The following is a 21,969-nucleotide window of genomic DNA, read 5'->3' as shown; positions in this document are numbered from 1 at the left end:
AGTATCCATTATTTCGTCCTCCTTTTAGAATAAGGATACTATATTATGTATAGTTAGAAACACAAAAAGCTTACAAAACCAACAGGACTTGAATCTAGCTTTACATAATAAATAACTTTTCATAAGATGAGTGGCTTCTTCATGACTTAACAGAAGAAGAACTATACTTGACCATGGAAATCATAGAAAAAAGGGAAAAGACGACATCTACGATCTTCTGTACCCAGTTCAACACTGCTGGATGGCATTCTAAGTTGGGAGGTGGACCAACAGGCGAAGCAGTTATTGATCGGATTGTTCATAATTCCTACACCATCACTATCGATGGTGAAACATCTATGCGTGAACGACTGGGTTTATCCAATAACTTCTAGGATATTACTATGAAAAACTAATATAATCCTATGGATTATGTAAAGATATCCCATAACTAACTTAAATCACAGTGGTTATGGGATATTTCTTTAGTGGTACATTAAGCTGGCAAAAGGTGGTACATTCTTTGGCAAACAGTGGTAAGAAAGTTGGCATCAGTGGTACAAATGTGTGGCAGTAGTCAGATACATCGAATAGCTAGCTAAAGTACAGCGTGACAATACCTCAATAACATTATTATATTGGGGCTGGGAATTAAGTCGCCCTAAATAATAAAAATGCGATGAACCAATCAGAATTCTGATTGGTTCATCGCATTTTATATTTTTGATTGAAGAACTCCGAGAAGCTTCTGCTTGTCTTCTTGCTTCGATTGCTAATTTTGTTAAATTCATGCTCATAAGCATGATACCTATATCATTATGTACTTCTTGTTTACCTCTCACATGCGCTCTGCGCATACCAAATACACCTTTCATGCGACCAAAAACGGTCTCTATGTCAATCTTACGTTGTGCATAGATTTCTTTTCCAGGTGTGCTCTCCAAATTCTCTTTAGCTTTGTGTTTGAAATACTCCCAATTATTATTGACCGCCGTCTGGCGCTGTCTACCTTTCGGTGTTTTCGCTAGTTTATTTAAACGGTCATCCATTTGCTCGGAACAGCTTTATATATTTTAAACTGCCTTTGAAAACCATTTTTATCATTTCGAGTACTATAATGTGAAAAATTAAAATGAACACCATCTAAATCAGTATAGGAATCTTCAACCTCGTTATAGGACCAGTTCTGACGATGCTTTGGATTATTTTTGTGCTTTTTACTTTGTTCTTTATGATACATTCCATACGGAATCAATGGTACTTTCTCGAAATCATCGGTAATAGCCATATAATTTTCTTCACTACCATAACCAGCATCAGCAACAATATATTGGAACATATCAAGTGTTTGAATCGAGTCTAGAAACGGAATAAGTGTACGCGTATCTGTTGGGTTCGGAAAAATATCAAAGTCAATGACATATTGATTACTAGAAGCTACCTGAAGATTGTAACCAGGTTTCAATTCACGATTTTTCATTGGATCTTCTTTCATGCACATGAAGGTAGCGTCTGTATCTGTTTTAGAAAAACTATTTCTTCCATCAAATAGTTCATTCGCTTCTTCATATTTCTGTTTTCGTGGTAGGAAATCATTCGCACATTTATTTCGATGCTTTTTTAGCGTGCGACGACGTCGCTTGTGTTCAGAACCACCTTTAGGTATGGTTGTCTCAGTTTTGATTTTTACTTCAACCTCATCAAGAGCTTCATCTAGACTATCAATGATCTTCTCGATTCCGATAGACATGGTTAATTCTTCTTCCTTTATAGCAATATCTACATTCGTTTGAATAGGTTCTTCATACAAACTAGACACTTTTTCAATTAGACCAGCTTCATAACGTTCAATCGCTTTTCGCCAAGTAAAACTATAGATGTTCGCATCTGCTTGAATTTTTGTACCATCAATAAATAAAGAATCCTTGTAGATTAAATCATTCTCACTTAAAAGTGTTGTGAATAGGACAAATGAATACTTAATCAGATTTGATGCATGTTCACTTGATCGAAAGTTATTGATAGTTTTATAGCAAATAGAGGTATCCCCAGTTAGCCATTTCATAGGAATTGATTCTTCGTTCATCTGTTCAATTTTTCGACCAGAAAATGTTGAGCGGCTATATGCAAATAAACACATTTTTAATAGCATTGCGGGGTGAAAAGCTGGACGTCCCGTATGTGACGTCTCATCTAAAAGAACTTCCGTAGGAATTGAATCGACAAATCGGCTAATCAATCGAGCTTCATGATCATTTGGAATCGTAAAATCTAATTGTAGTGTTAATGCAGTCTCCATTGTGGTATAATTTTGGTACATAACGAGCCCCTCCTTAGTTGTTGGTCGTACTTCAATTATAAGGTTCAGGGCTCGTTTTGTCTTTAAAAAAATACTAAAACCACCCATTTATTTTTCACAATAAATGGGTGGTTTTTTATACTGAGACTGAGTTTTTTCCCAGCTCCTCGTTATTTTATTTGATTTTTTTGGCTAGCTCAAGAGCTTTACTTGTATTTTTAAAATGCAATTTAGCTGTTTTATCTAAGACACTTTTACCATGTTTTTTAATGAGTTGAGCAGCAAGTACATCACTGGCTTTGCCTGCACCAGACGGCAATACTTTATTAAATGGTTTCCCAAGTGTTTCAAGAGATTCTAAGAAAGCAGCTCTAGCAATAATTGAAGCACTTGCGACCGCTAGATGATGACCTTCACCTTTTTTTACAAAGTAGACATCATCTTTAATAGGATGTTGTTCTTTTTGTAAGTATTTAAAGTAATTATTTGCGGGAGTAAATTGATCAATTAAAATCCCACGCATCTCTTCTTTTTGGTCTTGGTTCAATTTAGTTAATAATTTTCCAATAGTGAAATTATGCAAAGATACTTTGATACTGACAGCATTATAGCCTTTTTCAATCGCTTGATTATACTTTTCAGGCGTACAGACTGTTAGGTGATAAGGAACGGACATCTTTAATTCTTCAGCAATCTTAACAATTTCCTTATCGTTTAAGAGTTTTGAATCTTTTACGCCTAACAATTTAACTAATTCAAATTGACTCGGTGATAAATAAACACTACACACTGTTAAAGAGCCAAAGTAACTTCCATTTCCAACTTCATCACTCCCGATAATTGGCCAGTTAGCAAAGCCTTCTGGAAGTTCTGAAGTCGATGGCTTCGTTCTACTTTTTGGCTTAGAGCTGCTCGAGGATGTGGCTTCCCTGTTATTTTGCCATTTACCTAGCTCATCTTGGCTATCATTTCCTTGAAAGAGTACTTTTCCACTTGTATAACCAGTAATCGTTGTCGATCCTACTTTGGCACGAAATTCACTGTAAGGAACTGGATCAACTAAATTATTCTTGTAATGTTCGTGCATTTTGTTAAAGGTTGCTTTATTTACTTTAATACTTTCTGAGGCCATTCACTTCATCCTTTTCGATTGTTCTGTGATATATTATAATGAACATTGGGCAAATTGTGAAATAGATTTGAGTATTATAAGACTATTTCATATAAAAATGAATTTATAACAAAAATTTGGTAAAATAAGACAAGCAGTTGAAAAGGATGAGTAATAATGGAACGGAATTTACGATTTAAAGCAAAAATTGCAGGAAAAGAATACACAATTGTGGGGCAAAAATCAGCGCTACATCTAAATTCAGTAGTTGATATTGTAAATAATCAGCTACAACAATTAACTGAACTGACACCAGAGTTAAATAATGAAGATCGAAGTATCTTAATGTCAGTAAATGCTATTTCGGATCAGCTTATGAAAGAACAACAAATTCTGGAGCTAGAGGAAGAGATTGAACAATTAAAGACACAAATAGAATCTAAACAATCAACACGTCCGAATTATTCAAGAAGAGATCAAAGTAATTCGCACCAAGTACCATATGAACGTGAATGATTAGTCATATAGGAGAGATGCTATGTTAACAATTATTATACTTATTGCCTTACTTATTAGTTTTTATTCAGGTTATCGTCGAGGTTTAGTATTACAACTGATTCGTTTAGTTGGGTATATTATTACCTTTGTACTTGCGACACGTTATTTTCAACCATTATCTGAGATTGTCGAAATGCTCATACCATTTCCCTCAGTTCAACCGGATACAGATTTAGCTTTCTATGATGAAGCAACGAGCTTTTTTATTGATGAAGCTTTCTATCGAGTGATAACTTTTATCCTCATCGGTTTAATTGGTTGGGTTATTACTAACTTTTTATCTTTATTATTCACTCGTGTCATGTATTATGATTTACTCAACCATTTAAATGCTATTGGTGGTGGCGTAGTGAACGTTTTAATTACCTATGTTATTGTCTTTTTCTTTTTATTCGTTCTATCACTGATTCCGATTGAATTTATACAACAACAGTTTGTTGATAATCCGATAGCTTATCAAATAGTGTCGAATACGCCATTTTTCTCAAACTTTGCTGCAGAAACTTGGTTCAATTTCAATCCATTTTCTTAAGAAATAGCGGTGTTCCTATGAATGGCATAGGGACACTTTTTTTGTTATAATATATAGTTGATAGTAAGAGATAGAAAGGAATGATGTTTTCTGTGAGTAATGAGAAGATTTTTGACACATTAGAATTCGACAAAGTACGTCAACGTATCAAACAATATACTCAAACAGAACTTGCTCAGAGTAAGATAGCTAATATGAAACCATCGAATAATTACGAAACGATTCAAAAGTGGCAAGATGAAACTGAGCAGTCACTGAATCTATTGTTGCAGGATCGTCTTATTCCGGTACCCCGGTTACGATCATTGGATCAACCTTTAAAGAGATTAGAATTAGGTGCCAGTCTCAATGGTAGAGAACTCGCAGAAGTTGGTAAGTTGTTAACGTCAACGAAGCAAGTCATTCAATTCTTTGAAATTTTAGCTGATGATGAGAAATATTTCCCGGCATTACAAGCCTGGGTAGATCGTTGTATTCATCTGCCAGAAGTTGAGAAGCTAATTCATAATGCCATTGATGAAGATGGAAGTGTCTTATCTTCGGCATCGAGTCAATTAGCATCTATAAGAAGAAATCAATCCAATACAGAACAACAAGTGCGAAATCAATTGAATCAAATTTTAAAGAGTCGTGCGAATCAATTAACGGATACTTTAATTACAATTCGTAACGGGCGCTATGTTGTTCCGGTGAAAGCAGAATATCGTAATCAAATGGGCGGAACAGTCCACGATCAGAGTAGCTCTGGGCAGACTTTATATATGGAACCACAAAGCGTGGTAAATTTAAATAACCGTTTAGCGGAATTAAAAGTTGCTGAGCGAAAAGAAATCGAACGGATTCTGGATGAAATATCACAGAGCTTAATGCCATATACAAATGAAATTCGAACAAATCAAGAGATGTTAGCTCAATTAGACTTTATTCAAGCTAGAGCAGGGTATAGCCGTGAGATTGACGCGACTAAGCCAATCTTATCAAAAGATTTAATCGTTGCCTTATGGCAAGCGAGACACCCGCTCATTGCATCCGAAGATATCGTTGCGAACGATATTTTACTTGGAGAAGAATATAAGGCTTTAATTATTACCGGACCGAATACGGGTGGTAAGACTATCTTGCTTAAGACGTTAGGCCTATTGCATTTGATGGGACAATCAGGCTTACATATTCCAGCTGAAGCTGGCAGTCAAATAGGTGTGTTTGATAATGTTTATGCCGATATCGGTGACGAGCAATCGATTGAACAAAGTTTAAGTACGTTCTCGAGTCATATGACAAACAATGTGAGAATTATTAACGATGCGACGCATGAATCTTTAGTTTTATTTGATGAGTTAGGTTCAGGGACGGATCCGCAAGAAGGTGCTGCATTAGCGATGGCGATTCTTGAACATTTTAGAAAAATGGGTACAACCATTATGGCAACGACTCACTATCCTGAATTGAAATTATATGCCAATGATGCTAAGGACACAATTAACGCGAGTATGGAATTTAATTCGGACACATTATCACCGACATATCGCTTATTAATAGGTGTCCCGGGTAGATCTAACGCACTCGAAATTTCTAAACATTTGGGACTGCCAGATACGATTCTTCAAACTGCTCAAGAAGGTGTATCTAGAGATGATCAATCCATTAACGAGATGGTGGCTAATCTTGAATTTGAACGCCGTTCAGCTGAACAAGATCATATGAAAGCAGAGAAGTTCCTGGATGATGCAGAACAATTACATAAAGATTTACGACACGAATACAATCGCTGGTTAGAGCAAAAGAGTAAGATCGTTGAAAAGGCGAAGCGAGATGCTAATGAACTCGTGCGCGAGAAACAGGATGAAGCAGAAAAACTATTAAGTGAAATAAGAGAATTACAACTCGAACAAGGACAAAGTAATACGATTAAAGAACATGTACTTATTGATAAGCGATCATCCTTTGATGACTTGAAATTGCCAGAAGAACTTAAGAAGAATAAAGTGCTTAAACGTGCGAAAGAGAAGAAGAAACTTAAACCTGGTGATGACGTAGAAGTTCTTTCATATGGCCAAAGAGGCTCTATTGTTGAACAATCTGGAAAAGATGAATACGTTGTTCAAATGGGAATATTAAAGATGAAAATTGCCGAGAAAGATTTAGAACCACTTAAGAAAGTTGAAAAACCAACGAAAGTAAACGTCCAAAGAAATGTTGGATCAAAAGTTAAAACGACACTCGACTTACGTGGCCAACGTTATGATGCGGGCTTATCCAAATTAGAAGAGTATTTGGACTCTGCCTTATTATCAAATCATCCAATGGTAACAATTATTCATGGTAAAGGGACAGGTGCTTTAAGAAACGGTGTTCAAAAAGCACTTAAAGAGCATCCGCAAGTCGATCGCTTTGAATACTCACCACCCAATGCAGGTGGCGATGGGTCAACGATTGTTTATTTCAAATAATAAATTTAGTCATTACAATAAGTATTTGAGCAATTCGATAGTCTTCAATACTATGAGATGTTATAATAGTTTTATGAAAAGGGAGGAATGTAATCATGACACAAGCAATATCAGATGATCAATTTAATGCAAAAACAGACGAAGGGATTACCTTAACGGATTTTTGGGCACCTTGGTGTGGACCTTGCCGTATGCAATCACCTATCGTGGATGAATTAGCTGAAGAAATGGATGACGTTGAATTCTACAAAATGAACGTAGACGACGAACCTAAAACAGCTCAATCATTTGGAATTATGTCAATTCCAACACTTTTAATCAAAAAAGATGGCGAAGTTGTTGAGAAATTAGTAGGATATCACGACAAAGCACGTCTAACTGAGATTTTAAATCAGTACATATAAATAGATAGATTAGATTCTAGCACTCATCTTACTTTTAAGGTGAGTGCTTTTTTTGATTTTTGGGAAAAATTAGATATACTGATAGTATTTCTATAAGTCAAAAGGGACTTGAATTCCCTCTAGTTATATAAGGAAAACTAGACTATAATTGATGTGAGAGGTGTATGAAAAGATGTCAAAAAGAGTTTTAGTCGTAAATGATATTCCAGGAGCAGGTAAAGTGGCAGCAAATATAAACATTCCAATATTATCCGCAGGTGGATTGGAAGTATCCATTCTTCCAACAATGTTTGTATCAACCCAAACAGGGGAAAGTTATGCTAATATTATTCGTCATGAGATGAATGAAGATTTCAAACGAACGGTTGAAGTTTGGAAGGCAAATGACATCCATTTTGATGTCATGATGACTGGGTATTTTTCAACGACAGAGCAAGTTGAATTATTTACCCAGTATTATCGTGAGGAGAAACGGTTGAATCCAGAACTTATCTTGTTAATGGATCCGATTATGGCCGATCACGGGAAATATTATCCAGGATTTGACCACAAAATCGCAGAAAAATTCTCAGCATTAATGAAAGAAGCGGATATTGTTTTTCCAAATATTACAGAAGCTTGCTTTATTACGAATACACCTTATTCAGAATCGATGACGGTTGAAGAGTTAGACGTAGTGAGTCGCAAATTAATTGAGTCTGGTGCGAAATATGTAGCTATTACTGGCGTTCGTTTACCTGATAAAATGCCAGATCAAATAGGCTTTTATGTTAGAGGACACAATGATTACCAAAAGTTGCTGATGCATAGATATTATCCGCAACATTTCTTTGGTACTGGAGATATTGTCGTGAGTTCGACAACGGTTTGGTATAGTAGAGGGCTATCCATTGAAGAGTCTCTAGAGAAGACAGGAAATATTATCGAGCAATCATTAGACAATACGTTAGCCTTGAATCGTGATATCAAATGGGGAATTTATTTCGAGCCAACTTTAAAGGAATTCTTCCCTCAATAAAATATAGAAAGGAATTTTTTAATGAAAGATGTAACCGATACATTTAACAACAGGAAGTGGAAAGATTCTTTCCAAAACAGGATGTCCAAGAATAAATTAAGTGGAGGGAAAGTACGTTATTTATATATTGTACTAGCGATTTTAATAGCTCTTTACTACTATATTATGCTTCCGCCATTACATTATGCTTCACTTGATTTTTGGATTTTCTTATTCCTTATTGCAGCTGGTGTTTTAATTATTGAATTGTTAGCAGATAGTGTAAAAACATTTTCCAAACTTAAAAACGGCGAAACTGGCTTTAGTATGCCAAAATTCTCTCTGAAATATAAATTATTAGTGTACCCATGGCCAATCTTATTAGTTATTGGTGTGGTTACTTACTTAGTCTTATCACCTGTATTCTTTTCGGATGGGTATTCAAATATGATTACAGTGGATCAAGCTTCTTTCGAAGAAGATTTTCCTGAGACAAATATCAATCAAATTCCATTAGTTGACCGTGATACGGCTGAACGATTGGGGAATAGACAATTAGGTAATATATCAGAACTTGTTTCTCAATTTGAGGTGGCTGAAGATTACACCCAAATTACTATAGATTCAGCACCTTACCGTGTATCACCACTAGAATATGCTGGTTTCTTCCGTTGGTTAAATAATTTTCAAACAGGGATTCCTCATTATATCCAAGTTGATAATGTCACAGGGGACGTCCAATTACAAACTCCACCTGAACCTATTCGCTATAGTCATTCAGAAATTTTAAACCGAGATGTGATGCGTAAGTTACGATTTTCAAATCCATTTGTATTATTTGAAGCGCCAACGTTTGAAATTGATGATGAGGGAAATCCTTTTTATATCGCTTCAACATATACGCGTAATTTCTTTATAAGAGAGCCAGAAGTAAATGGTGTCATTGTGTTGAATGCGACGACTGGTGAAACAAATACGTATTCTTTAGAAGAAATACCAAGTTGGGTCGATCGAGTGTATGGTGCAGATTTAATTATGCATCAATTGACGATGCAAGGTCACTACCGTAACGGATTCTTTAACTCACTCTTTGCTCAAGAAGGAGTGACAGAACCAACAGCGGGATATACATATTTACCAATCGGAGATGATTTATATCTGTATACAGGTATTACATCCGTAGCGGCGGATGAGTCGAATATTGGTTTTGTGTTAGTAAACTTAAGAACGAAAGAAGCCCAAATGTATCCTCTAAGTGCAGCTGAAGAATTCTCAGCAATGCGTTCAGCGGAAGGTAGTGTTCAAGAAACAAGTTATACTGCGACATTCCCATTACTCATAAACATTAATGGGAATCCGATGTATATCCTCACGCTGAAAGATAATTCAGGTTTAATTAAAGAGTATGCTTTAGTTGACGTTCAAAACTATCAAAGTGTTTACGTTGAATCCAGTGTATCTCAATTAATGCAAGCCTATGCCGTCGATAATCCTTTAGATGTTGAGGAGATTGAAACCGAAGATGACTTAAATGAATTTACAGGTGAAGTGGACGCTGTTCAAGCGGTTGTTGTCGAAGGAAATACAGTTTATTACTTCACCTTTGATGGTACAGTTTATAAAGCTGATATCACATTAAATGACCACTTACCATTCTTAGAAGCAGGTACAGAAGTTGACTTTACAGCTACAGAGTCTGGAGAAGTCAGAGAAATTGAATGGTAAACAATAATATAAATTAAACAAAAGACCCACATATTTGAAAGTATGTGGGTCTTTTGCTATGGATATGAAAAGGAATATGATTTGGCATATGAATATGAATTTGATATACTTAAACCTTAAAGGAGTAGAGGAGGCTATTATGTTAAAAGTAAGCAATTTAGTTAAGAGTTTTGGCGAGTTACGAGCAGTCGATGGCGTATCGTTTGAGATTGAGGATGGAATAATTCTAGGAATGATCGGCCAAAATGGATCTGGTAAAACGACAATCTTTCGAATGATATTAGATTTTTTAACCCCAGAAGAAGGCGGTAAAGTTAACTGGAACGGTGAAAAATTAGGGAATAATTTGTATGATATTATCGGTTATTTACCAGAAGAACGTGGATTATATGAAACTATGACTATCGAACAACAAATCACCTATTTCGCTCAATTGCGTGGGATGCAAAAAGACGATATTGATAATAAAATCGATGAATGGATGAAAAAGTTTGATGTTAAAGGGACACGAACAGATAAGATTAAAACTTTATCTAAAGGGAATCAGCAAAAGATCCAGCTCATTGCGACGTTAATTCATGAGCCTAAATTAGTTATCTTAGATGAGCCCTTTAGTGGACTCGATCCGGTGAATGCTGAGTTATTAGAACAAGGCATTTTAGACTTGAAAGAAAAGGGTAGTGCAATCATCTTCTCAAGTCATAATATGAATAATGTCGAAGAGATTTGTGATAAATTAGTCATGATTCATCACGGAAAACAATTATTGTATGGTGAAATTAATGAAGTGAGAGAAAGCTTTGGAAGAACATTTATCTATATAGAAACACCTGATTGGACACTTGAAGAACTCAAAGAATTAGAAGGGGTCATCGATGTGAAGGAAACGAGAAAAAATCAATATACATTGAAACTCGAGGATGCATCTTATGGTGAACCTTTATTTAAAACAATTTCTAAAGGTGAATACTTACCGAAGTTTAGTCAACAGCCACCGACCTTAGAGGAAATATTTAAGATGAAAGCAGGTGAAGCCATTCATGAATAGATTAGGAGTTATTATTAAAGAAGTCTATCGAAAAAATGTCCTATCTTGGTCATTTTTCTGGATGATTGTCTCACCAATTATAATGGTAGGTGTTGTGTTAGCTATTGGTTATTTCGTCGGCAGCAGTCAGTTAGATTCATCTGTGGGTAATATTGCGGTGATTGATGCGAATGCTGAAGTACAAGAGATTATTGAAGAAGTTAATACTGGAAATCAAATACAATATAATTTTGATCGTAGTCAAGCAGATGAAGCTTTACAGACCGATGACATAGACGGTTATTTAATATTTGGAGATGATGTTTCTAATCCAATGTATTACCGCAAAACTACAAGCAAAGATATTTCATTAGCACCTTTTGAAGAAGCCTTAAGTCAATATAATTTCGTCAATTCAGCGGAAGAAATGGGCTTGACCGGTGAACAATTAACTCAAATTCAAGATACAGCCGTATCGATTAATAGTATTAATGTGAGTAGGAATGAGGCCGGTGAAGTCGTTGAACAATCTGCTCAAGATCCTGTGATGTTTGTAAGGATTGGGATTGCTTATGCTGTTTCAATTATTGTATTCATATTTATTATGAATTATGTGAGTATTATTTCTCAAGAAATCGCGGTTGAAAAAGGGTCTAGAATTATGGAAATTATACTTTCCAGTGTATCACCTACCGCTCACTTCCTAGGGAAATTGATCGGGATATTATTAGTGATACTGACTCAAGTCGTTATTTATATTGGTTTGTATTTCTTAATTTCTTTTGTTTTACGTCAATTGAATCTACTGGATTCTTTTGAGGGGTTAAATATTGGTGAACTGTTACAAGGTAGTAGTAATGTTGTTATCTTAGGTATCGTCTATGCCATCAGCGGTATATTAATTTATACTGTTCTTGCCGGATTCTTAGGTTCACTAGTATCTAAGACTGAAGATGTTAATAAGATGATTACACCGATTATATTCTTAGCTCTAGGTGGTTTCTATGTTGGGATGTTTGCACTGAATTCAACGAATAATTCCTTAGTTCGAATTACATCGCAAATCCCATTATTTACACCATTTATCATGCCGTTTAGAGTCGCTGCAGAGACTGTAAGTTCAACTGAAATCGCCATTTCAATTGTGGTTTCCGTCTTATTTATGGCCTTTGTACTTTGGTTCTCACTTCTGTTCTATAAGAGCAATGTTCTAATCTATAGTGATAAAGGGATGGTGAATGCCTTCAAACGTTCATTTGCCTTATGGAAAAGTGAAAGAGCAAGTAAATAGAATGTGTTTAAAGAAACAATCCAGTCACACGGGTTGTTTTTTTGTGAAATTTTTAGACACATTTTTTAGCATTATTTTGTAATCAGCGTTATACTATAAGTTAATAATTATTTGTTTACTTTCGGAGCGATTTATTCACTCCACTTAATATCGATGCGATATTATTAATACGGTACTATTAGAAAAGAGATGAAAGTATGAAAGAATTACCCATTGGCTTTATTGATTCAGGGTTTGGTGGTTTAACGGTTGTAAAGCAGAGTTTAAAACAACTACCTAATGAATCAATCATCTATCTAGGTGACAGTGCACGTGCACCTTATGGGCCGAGATCATTACAAGAAGTTAAACGATATATATGGCAGATGACGAATTACTTACGCGAAAAGGGCATCAAAATGCTTGTCATTGCTTGTAATACAGGGACAGCAGCTGCGTTAGAAGAGATTCGAGCAACATTAGCTATTCCAGTTGTTGGTGTGATTCATTCTGGTTGTCGTACAGCTATTAAGAATACGACCGGCGGACACGTCGGTGTTATCGGAACCCAAGGAACAATTAATAGTAATATGTATGAAGAGGTGATGCTTGAAAAAGCTGACACACTCAATATTACGAGTATCGCTTGTCCTGAATTTGTTGAACTCGTTGAGTCTCAAAATATTGAAACGGACGAAGCTCTTGATATTATAAATCATCGATTAGAACCCTTAAAAGAGGCGAAAGTAGATAGCCTTGTTCTAGGATGTACACATTATCCCTTACTGATTGACAAGATTCAAAAGGTCATGGGACCAGAGGTTACTTTGATTGATTCTGGGGTTGAAACGATTAATGAAGTGAGTACCTTACTCGATTACTTTAGTTTAAGCCGTACCGCAGAAGAAGCAGCACTCACACCAGCAACGCAAGCAATTTATACGACAGGCAATGCTTCGGAATTTGAAACATTCGCCCGTCAATGGTTAAAGCAACCCGAACTCAAAGTTCAAGAATGTGATATAAAAGGAGAGATTATCGTTGATCGTTATGATAGCTAGTCATAATCAAGGGAAAATAAAAGAATTTAAAGAGATGTTCAAAAACACTGATATCGAAGTAAAATCATTATTAGATTACCCTGACGTTGAAGAAGTTGAAGAAACTGGAACAACATTTGAAGCAAATGCGCGTTTGAAAGCTGAAACAATTGCCAATGAATTACAGGTCATTGCTTTAGCCGATGACTCAGGCTTAGTTGTTCCATCATTAAACGGCGAACCGGGGGTATATAGTGCAAGATACAGCGGCGAACCGAAAGATGATCAACTAAATAATCAGAAATTATTAACCGAGATGGCAAGTTTTGAAGGGGAAGACCGCCAGGCATACTTTCAATCGGTATTAGTATTAGCTTATCCAAATAATGAAAGTCTAGTGGTTGAAGGAAAAGCTCAAGGTTATATTCTCAAAGAATTAAGTGGCGACGATGGATTCGGCTATGACCCATTATTTTATTATCCTGAGAAAGAAAAGACATTTGGAGAGATGATCCTGACAGAAAAAAATAAAATAAGTCATAGAGCGAAAGCAATGCAAGAATTAAAGAAAAAAATAGATAAATGGATGAAGGAGCTGGATATTTATGAAAATGATGATTTTAAGTGACAATCACGGACGTTGGAAAAAAGTATATGACATTGTTAAAGAAGTCAGACCAACAGTGGATTATATCTTCCATCTAGGTGATTCAGAGTTCGAACAAGATGATTCTATTTGGGAATTAATTGATGGTGCCGTAGAAGGGAATATGGACGGGAATCAATATTATCCAATGGAACAAATCATCGACACACCAGAAGGAAAAGTGTACTTAGTACATGGACACGTTCAAAGTGTTAATCGTACAAACAGCTCTGTCATTGAATTAGCTAAAGAGCGCGGAGCGAACTTTGTGTTTCATGGTCACACGCATCAATTAAAGAGTGAATTGATTGATGATGAATTACTATTAGTTAATCCAGGTAGTTTAAATAATTCAAGAGGGATTCATCCATATAAAACATATGCGATTGTTAATGTAACTAAAGATGAATATGAAGTGACGTTCTATGATGAGGATATGAAACTACTAGAAGAATTAACACACACCTATCCAAGATAAAAAAATGCGATGAGTTTTTAAGCTCATCGCATTTTTTTATTATGTTTCGTCGTAAACAGAACTTGGAATTTTGAAATCTTGTTCTTGTAGAGCAAATAAATATTCACGATAGAAAATACTTGTATGCATATAATCTTCTCCCGTTGCTACAGTAAAAGCAATACGGTAATTGAATGTTTGATCAACTCCTCGAACAAAACCAACAATGGAAGGTTCATCGCGCATGACTTCATTGTATTTTTCATAAATCATTTGAGTTATATCTTCCATTTCTGCTTCAAAAGTTTTAAATTCAGTTTCGTCTGCTACTGGGATTTCAATCGTAACTTGACGCGTACTACGGCTTTTATTGTTAACCGTTGTAATTAGACTATTGGGAATATAAAACTTATCCCCACTAGCTGCCTGAATGGTTGTTGTACGTATACCAACATCCTCAATTGTACCAGTAATTTCTTCCGCTGGAATTTGCACAAAATCTCCCACTTCAAAGTGATTCTCAAAGATAATGAAGAAACCATTAATCATATCATTGATCAGGTCTTGGGCACCAAGACCAATCGCAACCCCAGCAATCCCAGCACCAGCTAATAACGTTCCAACAGGAAAACCTAAAGCTGTGAGTAAATAATATATAAATAGAAAGTATAAAATATACATTGAAAAGTTACGAAGTAAGGTATTAATAGTCTTAATTCGTTGGGGTGATTGCTTTCCTCTAATGCTAATACGACCTGCAGGGTTCGCATCAAAGAATGATTCGATAATGTATTTCACGACTAAAAAAATAATCGTAATGATTATTAAACGTAATAATATTGTTCCAAAATAAATAATATTCTCAGATGTTTCTTCTGGCATAAAATTCCTTAGAATTGCTTCTAAGTTTAATTGTCCGATTGCCAAATTATCACACTCCTTTACTAAAATATAACAGAATTAGAATGATTTAAATAGTTTTTTGCATGATTAGAAAGACGCTTCAAAAATATTTTGTAAAAAAACTCACTTTATAAGTATCCAATTATTTGTACAATATCCTTAAAAATGATATATTTATCCTATAAGAACAGGGAAGGAGTGAGTTAGAAGTATGACAATAGGAGAATTAGCTGGAATTATTGCAGCACTTGCATTTGTGGTATTAGTTGTATTTATTTGTTTAAATTTATCAAAATTATCACAAATTTTAAAAGATGTAAACGAAACGGTGGCAAAACTAAATACTACTATTGATGTCGTGACAAAAGACGTAGATAATCTATCGATCGAAGTTGAGGGGTTATTGAACAAAGCGAATACGTTAGTTGACGATGTAAATGGTAAATTAAGTAAAACAGATCCATTATTTGTTGCTATCGGAGATTTAGGTACTTCGGTATCTGATTTAAATGATTCAACTAAAAATATGACTTCAAATTTATTGAAAGGTGTAGGAAAGAAACGCCAATCACCGATTGAAAAATTTGTAAATTCAGCTAAGGGAGTAGCACGCAAACGACCTTCAGCAGGAGAAGCGGCACCATCACCCAGAACAGAAACGTCGAATCGTCCGGTGACTAAACCAAAACCACCTGTACCAACGGTAGATTCATTAGAAAAAGAATTATATGAATCAGAATTATTTGATATTAAAAATAAACCAGCATCAAAGACAGCTGGAGAAATAACAATAAAAAACTAAAAGAATGATAATAGAAAGGATGATTTGAATGAGTAAAAATGGAGGATTTTTCTTAGGAGCATTATTTGGCGCTTCAGTAGCAGGAATTGCTGCTTTATTATACGCACCAAAATCAGGGAAAGAGCTACGTCGTGATATTGCTGTAGAAGTTGACCAGTTTTTAGATAGTGCTGGGGAATATACAGACTATGCAGTAGAACGTGGTGTTGAATTATATGATGCTGCCTATGAAACAACTGAAGATATTAAAGTAAATCTAAAAGATTCAGCGGATCAATTTAAATCTCAATTTGACGATATTCGGCAAGAAGCATCAACAGAATGGAATCGTGTAAAAAGCGACATGAACGAATCCAAAGATGAATTAAGTAAAGATGCACAAAAATTAAAAGAAGATGCAGAGGACTTAGGAGATACAATTACTGTTGAAGCTGAAGACTTAGCAGACGATGTAAGTGACTCAACACAACACGTAAAAGCTTCAACTGAAGACGCAGTTGATACCGTGAAAAATGAAGTAAATAAATAATAAATTAGCAATGTGAATGATACATTAATTTAATGTATTATTCACATTTTTTTATTGACATTTTCATGAAAATATAGGAACATGGAGTCTTGGGTATATTTATATCATTTTCATAAAAACATTGCTGAAATCGTAATTCACTGGAAATAAAACGCTTGCAATAAAAAATGAATTGTGATAAATTTACAACAAGTAGATACTTATTTGAAAGAAGGTTAGCCCTATGGAAAAACAAACAATTACAATATATGATGTCGCTCGTGAAGCAGGGGTTTCTATGGCAACGGTATCTCGTGTTGTCAATGGTAATCCGAATGTTAAACCTAGTACACGCAAAAAGGTTTCAGAGGTTATTGAAAGATTAGATTATCGACCAAATGCCGTAGCTCGTGGTTTAGCAAGTAAAAAAACGACGACAGTTGGAGTTATTTTACCGAGTGTAACGAATTTATTCTTCTCATCTTTAGCTCGAGGAATAGACGATATTGCGTCAATGTACAAATATAACATTATCTTAGCAAACTCTGATGAGAGTCAAGAGAAGGAAGTACAAGTATTTAATACATTACTTGCCAATCAAGTAGATGGAATTATCTTTATGGGACAAAATGTTTCAGAGTCTATTCGTAAAGAAATCGAACGTACATCAACACCGGTTGTTTTTGCTGGTACTTTAGTTGACAACCCAGAATATTACAGTGTGAATATTGATCACACGGTTGCTACAAAAGAAATCACAGCAGAATTATTAGAACATGGACGTCGTGTTGTTTTAGTGACAGATGAGCCAGAATTATTAACGTCTCAACACCGTTTAGAAGGATTTAAAGCTGCATATGAAGAAAAAGGTGTAGAGTTTGATGAAGACTTAGTTATCCAACAAGCACTACGATATACGGATGCGGATAAAGTATTAGAAGAATTACAAACCCTTAAGGCAGATAGTGTTATCGTTAAAGAAGATACATTTGCTGCTGCATTAATGAACGCTGCTTTAGACGCTGGCTTTAAAGTACCAGAAGACTTAGAAGTGATTACTAGTGATAACTCAATCGTTACTGAAATTGTACGACCAAAATTAACAAGTATCCAACAACCATTATATGATATTGGTGCAGTTGCGATGCGTCTGTTAACTAAAATTATGAGTAATGAAGAAGTTGAAGAGAAACAAGTAATTTTACCGTATAAGATTAAACACCGTGGTTCAACATTGCACAAAGATGAAAATTAAATAGTAATGAAATAAAAATCCCGCTAAATTGTTGATTAACAGTTTAGCGGGATTTTTCAATTTTTTGAGTATTTTGAGGGCTTAAACAATAAAAATTGACTATGACAGCCTAATTGTCTTCATATTAGATAAAAGGTTAAATAATTAAAATCACCCTTAAATAGGGCATTAAGTCGTTAAAACGGACTATAATACTTAAGAAAAACAATAATAAAAAGACACTGAGAAAACTACTAGTAAAGTAGCCCTCAGTGCCTTTTTGATAATTAACCTTCCGGTGTCGATTCTGCCGGTTGTTCCTCATCACTTGAGTCATTATTTTCATCTGGATTCTCTGTTGTTTCATCTTCATTAGATTCATCCTGATTACTTTCATCGCCTTCGTTACTTTCATCACTTTCTTGGGATGATTGTTGCTGCTGCTGTTGCTGCCTTCTTTGTTGTTCTTGAGTTGAACGAACATTATTCCAGAATCGAGCAAGATCTTCTTCAGTAGCTCCTAACATAAAGTCAAAGGTTAACTCAGGGGCAGGGTTAGAAACCTTGAATAACTCCGTCTTCGTCGGTCCTGTTAATTGATATGTATTACCATTGTATGTAAATCTACCAGGTAGAGTTCCTGTTTGTTCTAGAACAGTTTGTTCACGAACAGAATCAGGTTGAACAAAGGTTTCTTCCGTTCCAAAAATTTCAGGACGGAGTTCGTATAGATCATTAACAATTCGGGACCAATAGATCTGACTACGAACACTTTCGCGGTCAAAACCATCATTAACATCAATCGTATAATCAGCATATCTTGAATCATATCCAATCCAAGATCCAATCGTAATCGATGGGGTAGAAGCAATAAACCAAATATCTTTAGAGTTTTCACTAATACCTGATTTTGCAATCCAATCTCCTGGGACATTCATGTATTCATTCGCTGTACGTCCTGTACCTTCGGTCATAGTGTCTCGTAACATGTCAACCATGATATAGTTTGTATCTTCTGAGAACACGCGTGTTGGTGCTTCGTTTTGTTGGAATACTACATTACCAAAAGCATCTTCGATACGTTCAATATAGTGACCGTCTACGTATTCTCCACCGTTAGCGAACGTAGAGAAAGCTCGAGTCTCCTCTAGAACGGTAGGACCAGTAGTTACACCACCTAGAGAGAATGCTAAATTATTCGTATCTTCTTCAGTATATGAGTCAATCGTATTGAAGCCCATACGCTCTAGATAATCAATCACTGGAATACCTTGAGAACGTAATTCGTCATAAATACGAACTGCAGGTATATTATCTGATCTTAATAGGGCAGTTCGAGCGGTCATTAATGTATCACTCACAACACTACCATAGTTCGTTGGTGCCCAAGTTGAACCATCTTCATAAGTTTCTACAAAAGCTGTATCCGGAATAACTGTAGAAGGGTTAATGATATTGTTCTCCACCGCAGGTCCATAAACGGCCATCGGTTTAATGGTTGAACCTGGTGAGCGACGCATTTGGAATGCGTGGTCAATTTGGTTATTCTCAAAATCAGTTCCCGCTACGAATCCAAGGACCGCACCTGTATTGTTATCAATTGCAACTAAACCAGTTTGAACTTCTTCCACATAGTATGTTTCCACACCAGTCTCAGGGTCAGTGTAGACACCATCATAAACCGCACCAAGCTGATCCTCATAGGCTCTAGCTGACTCTTGGAGTTGGTCATAAATTTCTTTATCGATTGTAGAATATACGCGGTAACCTCCAGTACGTAACTGTTCTTCAGCCGCAAAGTAATATTCATTGTACCATTCGTCATCACTATAGACTTGCTTCCATGAGTATCCATCGTCTTGAATGTTTAATAACATAAGTTCCTCAATGGCACCATTCATAACCGCTTGATATAAGTATGATTGGCGAATTTCTTCACGGGGTTCGGGTGGCAAGAAATCTTGAGTAATATCATAAGCAATGGCTGTTTCATACTCATCTTTTGTAATTTTCTCTTCACGATACATACGATATAAAACTTCATTCATTCGTTCGATACCAAATTGAAGGGAAGCCTCGTCACGGATTTCTCCATTTTGATCGTAAGGAGTATAAGTATACGGGTCTTGAGGAAGACCGACTAAGAATGCGGCTTGATTTAAAGTAACATCCTCAGGTGCTACACCAAAAATACCCTCGGCTGCTTTTACAATACCAGCCACATTATCTCCGTTGTTATTTCTACCAAAAGGAGACACATTTAAGTAAGACGTTAATATTTCTTCTTTAGTAAAATAGTTTTCTAATCTTAAAGCTAATAGAATTTCATTCGCTTTTCTAAAGAAAGTTACATCATTGGTTAGCATTTGTTGCTTAACTAATTGCTGAGTCAGCGTTGACCCCCCTGTACCTGAACCTGTTAAGAAAGTTTGAAGTACAGCACGAAGCAATGCTTTTGGAACAATTCCCGGATGTTCTGCAAAATATTCATCCTCAGTTGCAATAAAACCATCGACAATATAATTTGAAATATCGTTTAGATTTGCAATAGAACGAACAATATCTGTCCGGACATTGGCAATTGGGTTTCCGTCAGCATAATACAATGTACTTTGTTGTTCTAGACGATTAATCTGTTCCGCCATCTCGCGTTCAGTAGGAGGAGGCGTATTTGCTACAAGATTCGCAAAGAATCCGATACCAGTACCACCAACTAGTGCTCCCGCTAAGACGATAATAATAATTAAAGACATAATTAATCGTTTGATAACATTAAAAGTTACGTTTATTCCAAAAAATGTTTTGTCTTTTAATGAAAAGTTTTTTAGTGAATATTTATCTTTTTTACTTTGACGTTTTTCTCTTTTAGGATCAACTGCTTCTTCACCAGTTTCAACCTCAGAGTCCGTACTTGCAACAACTCCGCCAGCTAATGTCGCAGCTCCTGCGGGATTTTCAATGCTTTGTCCTAGAGGAGCGGCTGATGCAGTTTCACCCTCAGGATTGAACACATGAATTGAATCCATTGAATCAGCCCAGTGTGCATCCGGCTTACTTTCAGATTGCACTTCATCATCTGTTATAGCTTGCTTTTCAACATCGTCAACGTCATTTGTTTGAATAAGAGACTCAGAATCTGGTACATTCGCCTCATCATCAAGTGAATCGGGCTCTGTAACTTTAGGTGTAGGCATTACTGGAACAATGGGTTTGTTCTCAATTTCCTTAGAATCCTCACGATTGTCATCATCAGTTGAAGATGACGATGATTTCATTGATTGATACGAATCTTCAATTTCTTTATCAGAACTCATACCTTCAAGTTGTGCGATTCTTTCTTTACGACGTCGTTCCCGTTCAGCTAATAATCGATCAGGACTTGGGAGATCAGAAGCCGCATTGTGTGTTGAGTTATTATTATTCAACGGCTCTTCTTTATTATCTTCTGTATCAGATAATGAAAAGTCTGGCTTATAGCCACTTTTATCTGAATAAAGCTGATCATTGAGTTCTGATTCTCTGCGTTCTCTTACAATATTTCGTTTGATTGCATCATCTCTTAACGGAATATTGCTTGTGTGAAGAGAGGCTCTTTTGGCTCGTTCATTTAAATCTCGGCTTTTCGCTGATTTAATATCTGAATAAGTAGAAGAGGGCGCTTCATTTGTTTCGCTAAATAACTTTTGAACCCGTTTAATTGAACGGTTTATCATTAGATTTGATTTATTCGGATGAATTTTATTATCGGGTGATGTATTTTCTTGATTAAAGTTCGAGTTAGAAGAGTTTTCCTTCCGAATATCAGAATAGCGTTCTTGTTGTTCCTCTTGAAAATCATCATAAAAGTTATCCCACTTATTAGAAGAGGGATGGTTATTTGATTCATTAGTATCTTCAGACGGAACTTTACGATTTGAGTGGCTATCTTCAATTGGCTCGTCAAATGAAATATCAAAAAACTTATTTTCATTAGAATTATTTTTTGAATGTTTATCAGTCATTGATTCACCATCTTCCTTTTAAAATT

Annotated in this window: 17 protein-coding genes and 2 pseudogenes; 15 read left to right on the top strand and 4 right to left on the bottom strand. The window is 35.7% G+C overall.

What is annotated here, in order from left to right; translation table 11 throughout:
- Window positions 1–137 precede the first annotated feature (137 nt).
- Window positions 138–374, top strand: a pseudogene (locus ACEN31_RS02345) (ATP-binding protein); the annotation flags it as partial.
- 156 nt (window positions 375–530) lie between these two features.
- Here ACEN31_RS02345 and ACEN31_RS02340 read toward each other — a convergent pair.
- Both ACEN31_RS02340 and rnhC read right to left on the bottom strand, forming a co-directional pair.
- A pseudogene (locus ACEN31_RS02340) lies at window positions 531–2,299 on the bottom strand (IS1182 family transposase).
- Window positions 2,300–2,453: 154 nt separating this feature from the next.
- Complete coding sequence (gene rnhC, locus ACEN31_RS02335; protein WP_407108516.1) at window positions 2,454–3,410, bottom strand: ribonuclease HIII; 957 nt, start codon at window positions 3,408–3,410, stop codon at window positions 2,454–2,456.
- 156 nt (window positions 3,411–3,566) lie between these two features.
- On the opposite strand from rnhC, the gene zapA reads away from it, so the two are divergent.
- The 11 genes from zapA to ACEN31_RS02280 all read left to right on the top strand — a co-directional run bounded on the left by zapA (window position 3,567) and on the right by ACEN31_RS02280 (window position 14,516).
- Window positions 3,567–3,905 (top strand): cell division protein ZapA, encoded by a 339-nt coding sequence (gene zapA, locus ACEN31_RS02330; RefSeq protein WP_197103969.1) that lies wholly within the window; start codon window positions 3,567–3,569, stop codon window positions 3,903–3,905.
- Window positions 3,906–3,927: 22 nt separating this feature from the next.
- Complete coding sequence (locus ACEN31_RS02325) at window positions 3,928–4,479, top strand: CvpA family protein (protein ID WP_407108515.1); 552 nt, start codon at window positions 3,928–3,930, stop codon at window positions 4,477–4,479.
- Window positions 4,480–4,562: 83 nt separating this feature from the next.
- Complete coding sequence (locus tag ACEN31_RS02320) at window positions 4,563–6,929, top strand: endonuclease MutS2 (protein ID WP_407108521.1); 2,367 nt, start codon at window positions 4,563–4,565, stop codon at window positions 6,927–6,929.
- 95 nt (window positions 6,930–7,024) lie between these two features.
- A complete protein-coding gene (gene trxA, locus ACEN31_RS02315) occupies window positions 7,025–7,333 on the top strand; it encodes a thioredoxin (protein WP_138403965.1) in 309 nt (102 codons plus the stop codon).
- Window positions 7,334–7,505: 172 nt separating this feature from the next.
- On the top strand, window positions 7,506–8,351 hold the full coding sequence (locus tag ACEN31_RS02310; protein ID WP_138403964.1) for a pyridoxamine kinase: 846 nt from the start codon (window positions 7,506–7,508) through the stop codon (window positions 8,349–8,351).
- 81 nt (window positions 8,352–8,432) lie between these two features.
- Window positions 8,433–10,055: a hypothetical protein gene (locus ACEN31_RS02305; RefSeq protein ID WP_407108513.1), complete on the top strand. Its 1,623-nt coding sequence runs from the start codon at window positions 8,433–8,435 to the stop codon at window positions 10,053–10,055.
- A gap of 139 nt (window positions 10,056–10,194) precedes the next feature.
- On the top strand, window positions 10,195–11,103 hold the full coding sequence (locus ACEN31_RS02300; protein ID WP_407108511.1) for an ABC transporter ATP-binding protein: 909 nt from the start codon (window positions 10,195–10,197) through the stop codon (window positions 11,101–11,103).
- Complete coding sequence (locus ACEN31_RS02295) at window positions 11,096–12,373, top strand: ABC transporter permease (protein WP_407108510.1); 1,278 nt, start codon at window positions 11,096–11,098, stop codon at window positions 12,371–12,373. The genes ACEN31_RS02300 and ACEN31_RS02295 overlap by 8 nt, the downstream gene beginning before the upstream one ends.
- Before the next feature lie 197 nt (window positions 12,374–12,570).
- Window positions 12,571–13,413 carry a glutamate racemase gene (gene racE, locus ACEN31_RS02290; RefSeq protein ID WP_407108509.1) on the top strand — a complete coding sequence of 281 codons (843 nt, stop codon included), beginning with the start codon at window positions 12,571–12,573 and terminating at the stop codon, window positions 13,411–13,413.
- A complete protein-coding gene (locus ACEN31_RS02285) occupies window positions 13,403–14,020 on the top strand; it encodes an XTP/dITP diphosphatase (RefSeq protein ID WP_407108520.1) in 618 nt (205 codons plus the stop codon). The genes racE and ACEN31_RS02285 overlap by 11 nt, the downstream gene beginning before the upstream one ends.
- The gene (locus ACEN31_RS02280) at window positions 13,998–14,516 is read left to right on the top strand and encodes a YfcE family phosphodiesterase (RefSeq protein WP_407108508.1); all 519 of its coding nucleotides are present in this window, start codon (window positions 13,998–14,000) and stop codon (window positions 14,514–14,516) included. The genes ACEN31_RS02285 and ACEN31_RS02280 overlap by 23 nt, the downstream gene beginning before the upstream one ends.
- 39 nt (window positions 14,517–14,555) lie before the next feature.
- On the opposite strand, the gene ACEN31_RS02275 is transcribed toward ACEN31_RS02280, so the two are convergent.
- Complete coding sequence (locus tag ACEN31_RS02275) at window positions 14,556–15,422, bottom strand: mechanosensitive ion channel family protein (protein ID WP_407108507.1); 867 nt, start codon at window positions 15,420–15,422, stop codon at window positions 14,556–14,558.
- 187 nt (window positions 15,423–15,609) lie between these two features.
- Between ACEN31_RS02275 and ACEN31_RS02270 the strand changes: the two genes are divergently transcribed.
- The 3 genes from ACEN31_RS02270 to ccpA all read left to right on the top strand — a co-directional run bounded on the left by ACEN31_RS02270 (window position 15,610) and on the right by ccpA (window position 17,963).
- Entirely contained in the window at window positions 15,610–16,200 is a 591-nt protein-coding gene (locus ACEN31_RS02270; protein ID WP_407108506.1) for a DUF948 domain-containing protein, read from the top strand.
- 28 nt (window positions 16,201–16,228) lie between these two features.
- Window positions 16,229–16,729 (top strand): YtxH domain-containing protein, encoded by a 501-nt coding sequence (locus ACEN31_RS02265; protein WP_407108505.1) that lies wholly within the window; start codon window positions 16,229–16,231, stop codon window positions 16,727–16,729.
- 223 nt (window positions 16,730–16,952) lie between these two features.
- Window positions 16,953–17,963, top strand: coding sequence for a catabolite control protein A (gene ccpA, locus ACEN31_RS02260; protein ID WP_407108504.1), 1,011 nt, complete (start codon window positions 16,953–16,955; stop codon window positions 17,961–17,963).
- A gap of 266 nt (window positions 17,964–18,229) precedes the next feature.
- Here the strand turns inward: ccpA and ACEN31_RS02255 are convergent, their stop codons facing one another.
- On the bottom strand, window positions 18,230–21,943 hold the full coding sequence (locus ACEN31_RS02255; protein WP_407108503.1) for a transglycosylase domain-containing protein: 3,714 nt from the start codon (window positions 21,941–21,943) through the stop codon (window positions 18,230–18,232).
- Window positions 21,944–21,969: the final 26 nt, after the last annotated feature.

The organism is Ruoffia sp. FAM 26255 (genome assembly GCF_045528525.1).
Lineage (GTDB): Bacteria > Bacillota > Bacilli > Lactobacillales > Aerococcaceae > Ruoffia > Ruoffia tabacinasalis.
The sequence above is the reverse complement of the archived record's forward strand: the minus strand, read 5'-3'. Positions and strand labels throughout refer to the sequence as shown.